The sequence below is a fragment of the Actinoalloteichus spitiensis RMV-1378 genome (assembly GCF_000239155.1).
In the GTDB taxonomy this organism is placed as follows: domain Bacteria; phylum Actinomycetota; class Actinomycetes; order Mycobacteriales; family Pseudonocardiaceae; genus Actinoalloteichus_B; species Actinoalloteichus_B spitiensis.
This window is the reverse complement of sequence record NZ_AGVX02000321.1, coordinates 1-6,919: the sequence shown is the minus strand read 5'-3', so window position 1 is coordinate 6,919 and position 6,919 is coordinate 1. Positions and strand designations below refer to the sequence as shown.

Genomic DNA, 6,919 nt, shown 5'->3' with positions numbered 1-6,919 from the left:
CGGCGGTCCGCTCCGCGACCCGCCGCTGCCGTTCCGCGTCGAGGTGGTGTTCCTGGAGGGTGTCCTCGGCCTTGCGCCGCCACTCCCCGTCGAGGCGGCCCGTCCCGCACACCGGGCAGTCCCGTTCCCCCTGCTCGGCGTGCAGTTCCAGGGCCTGTCGCAGCAGGTCGAGACGCCGGGCCTCGGTCCGGGCCCGGTGGGCCGTGAGTTCCTGTTCGGCCGTGTGCGCCGCCCGGAGGGCGTCGGCCGCGTCCCGCACCTCGTCCTCGGCGGGGGCGGTGAGGGTGGAGAGGATGCGCAGCGACCGGGTGGTCTCCTGCTGGCGTGCGTCGGTGCCGGTGGCGAGCGAGGTGAGCAGTTCGAGGTCACGTTTCCTCCCCAGCGCGGTGCGTGCGCGCTGGGCGCGGTCGTCCGGGACGTCCGCCAGCGTCTTCCTCAGCTCCCGAGACAGCTTGTCGGCGTGCTCCACCTCGTCCTTCGGCGCCTTGCGGCTTTCCTTGAGGTGGTTGATGGCCGAGGTGAGCCGGTCGAGGCCGAGGATCCGGGCGATCGCCTCGTGGAGCTTCATCGAGGTGGCGTGGAGCAGGGCGTTCATCTCCTGGTAGGACATGATCGGCCGGTAGTTGCGCAGGGCCTCCGCCCACCCGAGCGGGTCCCGGCCGGGGACCCGTCTCCCCAGCACTGTCCCGGTGCGCGGCTGGGTCCAGGGCTGCTGGTCGGTGTAGTCGGCGTCGCGGTCCCAGTCGATCCCGACCAGGACGTTCTCCTCCGCGCCGTCGACGGCCAGCTCGACGGCCACCGAACAGCGGCCCCGGTGGTGCAGGTTCCGCCACTGGGTGGCCCAGGGCGACTGCTTGGAGCGCTCCGGCTCGCCGCCCCAGCGGAAGGTGCCGCCGGTGAGCGCGGTCTCCAGGCCCTCGGCGAAGCTGGACTTCCCGGAGCCGTTGCGCCCGGTCACGATGGTCAGCCCTGGCCCGGGGTGCAGGCTGAGCGTGGTGGCCGATCCGATGCCCCGGAACCCCTCGACCCGGATTTCCCGGAGGTAGGCCGTCACCGGCCGCACCGTGTCCTCGCCCGCGCTGCCCCGCTCTCCACCGATGGTGGAGAGCAGGTCGGCCAGCTCGTCGGGGCTCTCCAAGGCCGCCAGGACCAGTTCCTTCGCGCGGTCTCCCAACGAGTCGTCCTCGGTGGCGCGGGCGGCCAGCTGAGTGACGAGGGAGGAGTCAACCATCGGGCACGTACCTTTCCACCGGGTGATCGGGTCGGCGGTGCCCTATTGGAGTGTGGAGCCGGGGAGAACACGAGGATTTCACCCGCGTTCCACCCGAAAGTGAGGAAAGCTCGGCCACCAGGTGAAACAGGCTCGTGATCGGGGTCAACCCGAACGGAGCACCGGCTGGTCCCGGCGAGAAACACCGTCGCGGAATTCGCGCCTCGGCCGTCGGAATGGTCTGCCGGCGGCACGGAGATGATCCGCCGAAGCCGTGGGGCGACGGCCGGCGCGTCGATCGGGGCGGCCGACGCGAGGAATCGTGGCGGTTGGCGCTCGCGCCTCCGTCAGCCGTCCCGCAGCAGCTCGCGGAGCGGCTGCCTGGCCTGTGCGCGCGGGTCCGGCTCGCTCTCGATCAGGGCGTTGACGACCCGACCGTCCACCAGGGCGATCAGGTGCCGGACCCGGTCCCGGTCCGAGGGGGCGCCGGCCAGTCGCAGGGTCTCGGCGATCAGGTCCTCCAGCTCGGCGCTCATGGCCCGCATCAGGGGGGCGAGGTAGGGCCGGCGGGGGGTGGTGACGAACCGTTCGTACCGGACCAGGATCGACTCCAGTTCGCGGTCGCCGGCCGGGGTGCCGAGCAGCAGGTCCAGCAGCAGCTCCACGAGTTCGCTCCGGTCGTGGCCGCCGCCCGCCAGTTCGTCGAGGCGACGGCGGCCCTCGGAGAGTTCGAGGCGCCCCCGGTGTTCGACCGCCGCCGCGATCAGGTCGTCCAGCGAGTCGAAGTAGTAGGTGGTGGAGGCGAGCGGGAGATCCGCGCGTTCGGCGACGGCGCGGTGCCGGATCGCGTCGAACCCGCCCTCGCCGAGGAGTTCCGCGGCGGCGGCCACCAGTAGTTGACGGCGACGTTCGCCCTTCGGTGTGCTGGCTGCTGCGGTCATGGCATCCGATCCTGCCAGGCGGGGAACCGGCCGGCCGCCGTCAGTGACCGCCGCCGCTCAGGTTCAGGCCGATGACCCCGGCGACGATCAGCAGCAGCGAGATGATCTTGAGGGTGGAGACCCCGTCGCCGAGCCAGACCATGCCGATCACGGCGGTCAGTGCCGCGCCGATGCCCACCCACACCGCGTAGGCGGGTCCGACCGGCAGTTCCCGCATCGCCCACGCCAGGCCGGCGAAGCTGATGACCGCGAAGACGGCGAAGCTCACCGAGGGCCACAGCCGGGTGAACCCGTTCGACAGTTTGAGCGAGATCGCCCATGCCGACTCGAAGATCCCGGACACGATCAGCACGACCCAGGCCACGATGGTCCCTCCCCGTTCTCCCGGCTTCCCTACCAGCGGTTTCGCTACTTTGGCACGACCGTACCAGTTTTTCCGTGCAGCAGGGTGCCGCCACGTGGTGGCGTCCCCCACCACCACCGAGGGGATCCGTGGATCGCGGGGTGCTGGCCCTCCGCCCCTCGCACCGGGCCCGCGCTGTTCCCGGCGTTCGTCGGGGCGGCCGATGAGGTGGGGGCGCGGCCGAGGAGCCGGGCGGTGCGGCGTTCACCGGCGAGCGGCCGGATCAGGCGTCGGGAGCGGCCGACCCGTCGGGGAGGTCCCTCCCCGGTGTCCCGCTGTCCCGGGCCCGGTGTCCCACTGTCGCGGTTGTGGTGTCCCGCTGTCCCGCTGTCCCGAACTCGGGACGGCTCGTGGCGGAGAAGGGGGTCCTGACCCTGTACCCCCGGCGCGGGTGGACCCGCGTCCGAGAGCGCGGGTGGACCCGCCGGGCCCAGGGGTCGCGTCGGCACCCGACGAGCGCTCCGGAACCAGAGCCGACCCCGGCCCGCTCCGCCGACGGCCTGACCCGCACAACGGCCCGACGAGCGAGGGGGTCCGGGAGCGGCTGGTACCGCCGCTGGTCGCGGTGTGCGGGACCCGGCGGAACCCAGCGGAACCCGGCAGGACCCGGTGGAACCCGGCGGGACCTGGCGGGACCCGGCGGGACCCGGCAGGGTCAGCCGAGACCGGGGCGGGGGGAGGGGAGCCTGTGGGTGGACGCGGGGCGCCTGGACGTCGCCGAACCCCTCACGCCCGGAGCGCCCAGGGCCGCCGTACCCGCTGGACGGCTGGTCGCGCGGTGCTCGGCCTCCGCCAGGAGGGATGCGTGACCTCGCCGCACGCCGAGCAGGAGAACACCGCCCCCAGGACCGGCGGGCATCAGCTCGGCCCACGGGCCGAAGACAGCCGGTGCGGCCAGGGAGCACCCGCCCCGACGGGTCAGAACTGGTCGGCCAACCGCTCCCCGAGCACGGCGAGCCGGTTCACGAACGGCGGTTCCGCGTCCCGCGTCGCCGGCTCGCTCACCACCGAGAGCACCCCACCCCCCTCGGCGAGGGTGGAGTGGCTCTCCCCGTCGGGTGAGGTCTCCACGACAGGGGCCGGCACGTCCGGCGGGCCCAGCACCACCGACACCGTGCCCAGGTTCCCGTCGTCCTCCACCTGGGCGCTGGCGCCCCGGGAGTCCGGCACGCACGCCGCGTCGACGGGCCCGGGCTCCTCCGCGTCATCGGGCAGCGCCTCGGCCAGGGCGGCCGCCAGCTGGGGGTCGACCGCCCCGCAACCGGTCGGCACCGGCTCCACGGCCGGCGGGGAACCCGGCTCCAGCTCCGGCACCGGGAGGTCCGTCGGCTGCTCGGGCTCGGCCTCGTCCCGCATCGTCCCGGGTAGGTCCTCGGCCTCCGCCCGGCTCTCCTGGTCCTCCAGCGGCTGCCCCATCACCGCCGGCCCCTGCTCGGGGGCGTCCGCCTGGCCGTTAGCCAGCGGGCCCGCCACCGTCTCACCTCCACCGTCGTTCTGCCACGGCGTGGTTCCCACCACCGAGATGCCGCCGGCGAGCAGCGCGACCGCGAAGACCGACCCCCCGGCCGCCGTCATCCGGCGCCGACGGGTGATCCGCTGCGACTCCCGTGCCACGTCGCCCTCGTCGAACGAGGCGGGCGGGGCCTCCGCCCCGGCGGCCTCGCGGAACAACCCGGCAATCCGCTGTTCATCCACCACAGCACACCTCCCCACCGGCCCCCGGCCGGAGCGGGCACAGGGCCGCGCGTCTCATGACGCCGACCTCAGATCGTCCAGCGAGTCGCCCAGGACGCCTCGCAGGGCTTCGAGCCCCCGAGCGGTCTGGCTCTTCACGGTCCCCTCGGAGCACTTCATGATGGCGGCGACCCCCGCGACGTCCATGCCCTCCAGGAACCGCAGCACCAGTACCGCGCGCTGCCGGGGAGCGACCTGTCGCAGCCCGAGCAGCAGCGCTTCCCGGGTCGCCACCCGCTCGTCGAGATCGGTCGACGAGACCGGGCCGTCGGGCATCCGCTCGACCGCGTGTTCGCGGCGCCACGGCCGGCGGGACTCGTCGATCATGGCGCGGACCACGGTGCGCCGGACGTAGGCGTCCAACGCCTTGCGGTCCCTGATCTTCCGCCAACGCCGGTGCAGGGCCACGAACGCGGTCTGTGCCAGGTCGTCGGCGCGGTGCCAGTCACCGCACAGCATGTACGCCATCCGTCGTACCGCCTCCCGCCGAGCCGAGAAGTACTCCGCGAACTCGGCCTCCTCACGCTGGTCCACGCGGACCTCTCCGCTCCTCGTGCCGCCGATGACAGGACGTAACGCCCGCCGCCTACGGTTGCATCGGCCTTCCGACGCTTTCCCGGCGGGGTCGAGCGATGCTTTGACGCACCACTCAGGCTATGTGGTGTGATCTGTTCGTGACCAAACTAGTGCCGATCGATCTTCGTTCCGACACCGTCACCAAACCGGACAAGACCATGCGCGCCGCGATGGCCGACGCCGATGTCGGCGACGACGTCCTCGACGGTGATCCAACCATGCGCGAACTGGAGGAGCGCTGCGCACAGCTGCTCGGCATGGAGGCGGCGCTGTGGACGCCGTCGGGTTGCATGGGCAACACCATCGCGCTCATGGCCCACCTCCAGCGGGGGGACAGCTTCCTCGCGCCGCACCTGGCGCACGTGCTCGGCAGCGAACTGGGCACCGCGGCGTGGCTCGCCGGGGGAATGCCGCAGGCGTTGCCGTGGGCCACGCCCGGAGTGCCCGCCGCCTCCGACATCACCGCCGCCTCCGCCAGTTCCGGCCCCTACTACGCGCTGCGCACCAGGCTCTTCTGCCTGGAGAACACGCACAACGCGGCCGGAGGGGCGGTCGTCGCACCCGACGAACACGCGGTGCTCGTCGCCGCCGCCCGGGAGGCCGGCCTGCGGGTCCACCTGGACGGGGCACGGTTGTGGAACGCCTCGGTGGCGATGGAGGTTCCCCCCGCCGCGTTGACCGTGGGCGTCGACACCGCGCAGGTGTGCCTGAGCAAGGGGCTGGGCGCGCCGGTCGGCTCGGTCGTCGCCGGCTCGGTGGAGTTCGTGGCGGAGGCGCGCCGGCTCCGGAAGATGCTCGGTGGCGGGGTCCGGCAGGGCGGGGTGCTCGCCGCCGCCGGCCTGGTCGCCCTGGACCGCGTCGACCAGCTCGCGGAGGACCACCAGAACGCCCGGCTGCTGGCCGACGGCCTGCGGGAGATCGGCTGGCAGGTCGACACCCCGCAGACGAACATCGTGCTCGCCACCACCCTCGACCTGCCGACCACGTTGAGCAGGCTGACCGCGCTGGGCGTGCACGCCAGCGCGATGGCCGGTCGGGTCAGGATGGTGACGCACCGCGACGTCACCAAGGCCCAGATCAAGCAGGTGTTGCGGCGGATCGGCAAGGACGCCGCCCGGTCCAGTGGAGGCCGCTCCCTCGGTTCGCCGCGCGCCAGCGCGTCCTGAGCCGGTGGCCGGCGGGCGCCGCGACCCCGAGCAGACCGTTCCCCGGTCCGGTCGAGGTCGGCGCGCACCTCGCCTGAACGCCCCCTGACGCACCACCGGCGGCCAGCCGGCCGCCAGCCCACGTCATCACTCCCCACGGGGATTCCACGCCGGTCCCGGCCCCCACCCGGCCGGGACGGAAAGGGCACCGCCGCACCGGCGGTGCCCCACACGCCGCCGTCGTGGTCCGCGACGCCACCGATGTCCGCCGGGTCAACCCGGGCCGCGCCGCGGGCCGGTCGCCCGGCCGGTCAGGTCACTGGGCACCGCTGTTCCCTCAGCCTCGCGATCACGACGGGGCTGGTCGCGGGACTCGGGGGAGCCGGGGTGACGACCTGGTTCGGTTGCCCGTGACGGGCCACGACGACACCGCCGGCCCGGCCCTCGCGGGGCTGCGGACCGGCATCAGGGAGACGCGCCGTCGAGCGCCGGTTGGCGACCACCCGGGAGTCGGCCTCGCCGCCGCCGGGTCGTCGCTGCCACCGCGAGGAGTCCCGTTGTCAACGGGGGAGCTGCTTCTGGTTCCTCCCCTTGATGGCTCCGTACGCGGCGGTGCCCACGAAGAGCACGGCACCGACGATGAGGAGCCACCAGAGCGCCTTGAACACGGCACCCAGCACGGCCAAGCCGAGCCAGATCACCAGCAGAACTCCGACGACCTTCCAAATCGTCGACATGTGCGCCTCCCTCACGGTGTTCTCGGGACGTCGGCGAAGCCCCGGCTTCTCGACGACCAGCTTCGCACGGCCGGCCGGCGCGTGAGACGGTCCCGCCCCGGTATCAGGGAAATCTCCGGGTGCGCCCGGAGAGCGCCCGAAGCCGCGCGGGACGGGCGACGCGCCGCTCACCC

General features: G+C 73.3%; 7 protein-coding genes. 1 reads left to right on the top strand and 6 read right to left on the bottom strand.

Annotation, left to right across the window (positions count from 1 at the left end; translation table 11 throughout):
- The 5 genes from ACTIDRAF_RS28995 to ACTIDRAF_RS0214715 all read right to left on the bottom strand — a co-directional run.
- The coding region (locus ACTIDRAF_RS28995; RefSeq protein WP_016699502.1) for an AAA family ATPase at positions 1-1,231 on the bottom strand (1,231 nt) is incomplete at its 3' end.
- A 326-nt stretch (positions 1,232-1,557) separates the two neighbouring features.
- A complete protein-coding gene (locus tag ACTIDRAF_RS0214730) occupies positions 1,558-2,151 on the bottom strand; it encodes a TetR/AcrR family transcriptional regulator (protein ID WP_026066119.1) in 594 nt (197 codons plus the stop codon).
- A gap of 40 nt (positions 2,152-2,191) precedes the next feature.
- The gene (locus ACTIDRAF_RS0214725) at positions 2,192-2,515 is read right to left on the bottom strand and encodes a DMT family transporter (RefSeq protein ID WP_016699500.1); all 324 of its coding nucleotides are present in this window, start codon (positions 2,513-2,515) and stop codon (positions 2,192-2,194) included.
- Positions 2,516-3,472: 957 nt separating this feature from the next.
- Positions 3,473-4,249: a hypothetical protein gene (locus ACTIDRAF_RS0214720; RefSeq protein WP_157163041.1), complete on the bottom strand. Its 777-nt coding sequence runs from the start codon at positions 4,247-4,249 to the stop codon at positions 3,473-3,475.
- Between the two features lie 54 nt (positions 4,250-4,303).
- Positions 4,304-4,822: a SigE family RNA polymerase sigma factor gene (locus ACTIDRAF_RS0214715; protein WP_016699498.1), complete on the bottom strand. Its 519-nt coding sequence runs from the start codon at positions 4,820-4,822 to the stop codon at positions 4,304-4,306.
- Positions 4,823-5,022: 200 nt separating this feature from the next.
- On the opposite strand from ACTIDRAF_RS0214715, the gene ACTIDRAF_RS0214710 reads away from it, so the two are divergent.
- Entirely contained in the window at positions 5,023-6,030 is a 1,008-nt protein-coding gene (locus ACTIDRAF_RS0214710) for a threonine aldolase family protein (RefSeq protein ID WP_425359126.1), read from the top strand.
- A gap of 539 nt (positions 6,031-6,569) precedes the next feature.
- On the opposite strand, the gene ACTIDRAF_RS34235 is transcribed toward ACTIDRAF_RS0214710, so the two are convergent.
- Positions 6,570-6,746, bottom strand: coding sequence for a hypothetical protein (locus ACTIDRAF_RS34235; RefSeq protein WP_016699496.1), 177 nt, complete (start codon positions 6,744-6,746; stop codon positions 6,570-6,572).
- Positions 6,747-6,919: the final 173 nt, after the last annotated feature.

Coding starts and splice junctions, on each gene's coding strand:
- ACTIDRAF_RS0214730 (WP_026066119.1), bottom strand. CDS start 2,151: ATGACCGCAGCAGCCAGCACACCGAAGGGCGAACGTCGCCGTCAACTA.
- ACTIDRAF_RS0214710 (WP_425359126.1), top strand. CDS start 5,023: ATGCGCGCCGCGATGGCCGACGCCGATGTCGGCGACGACGTCCTCGAC.
- ACTIDRAF_RS34235 (WP_016699496.1), bottom strand. CDS start 6,746: ATGTCGACGATTTGGAAGGTCGTCGGAGTTCTGCTGGTGATCTGGCTC.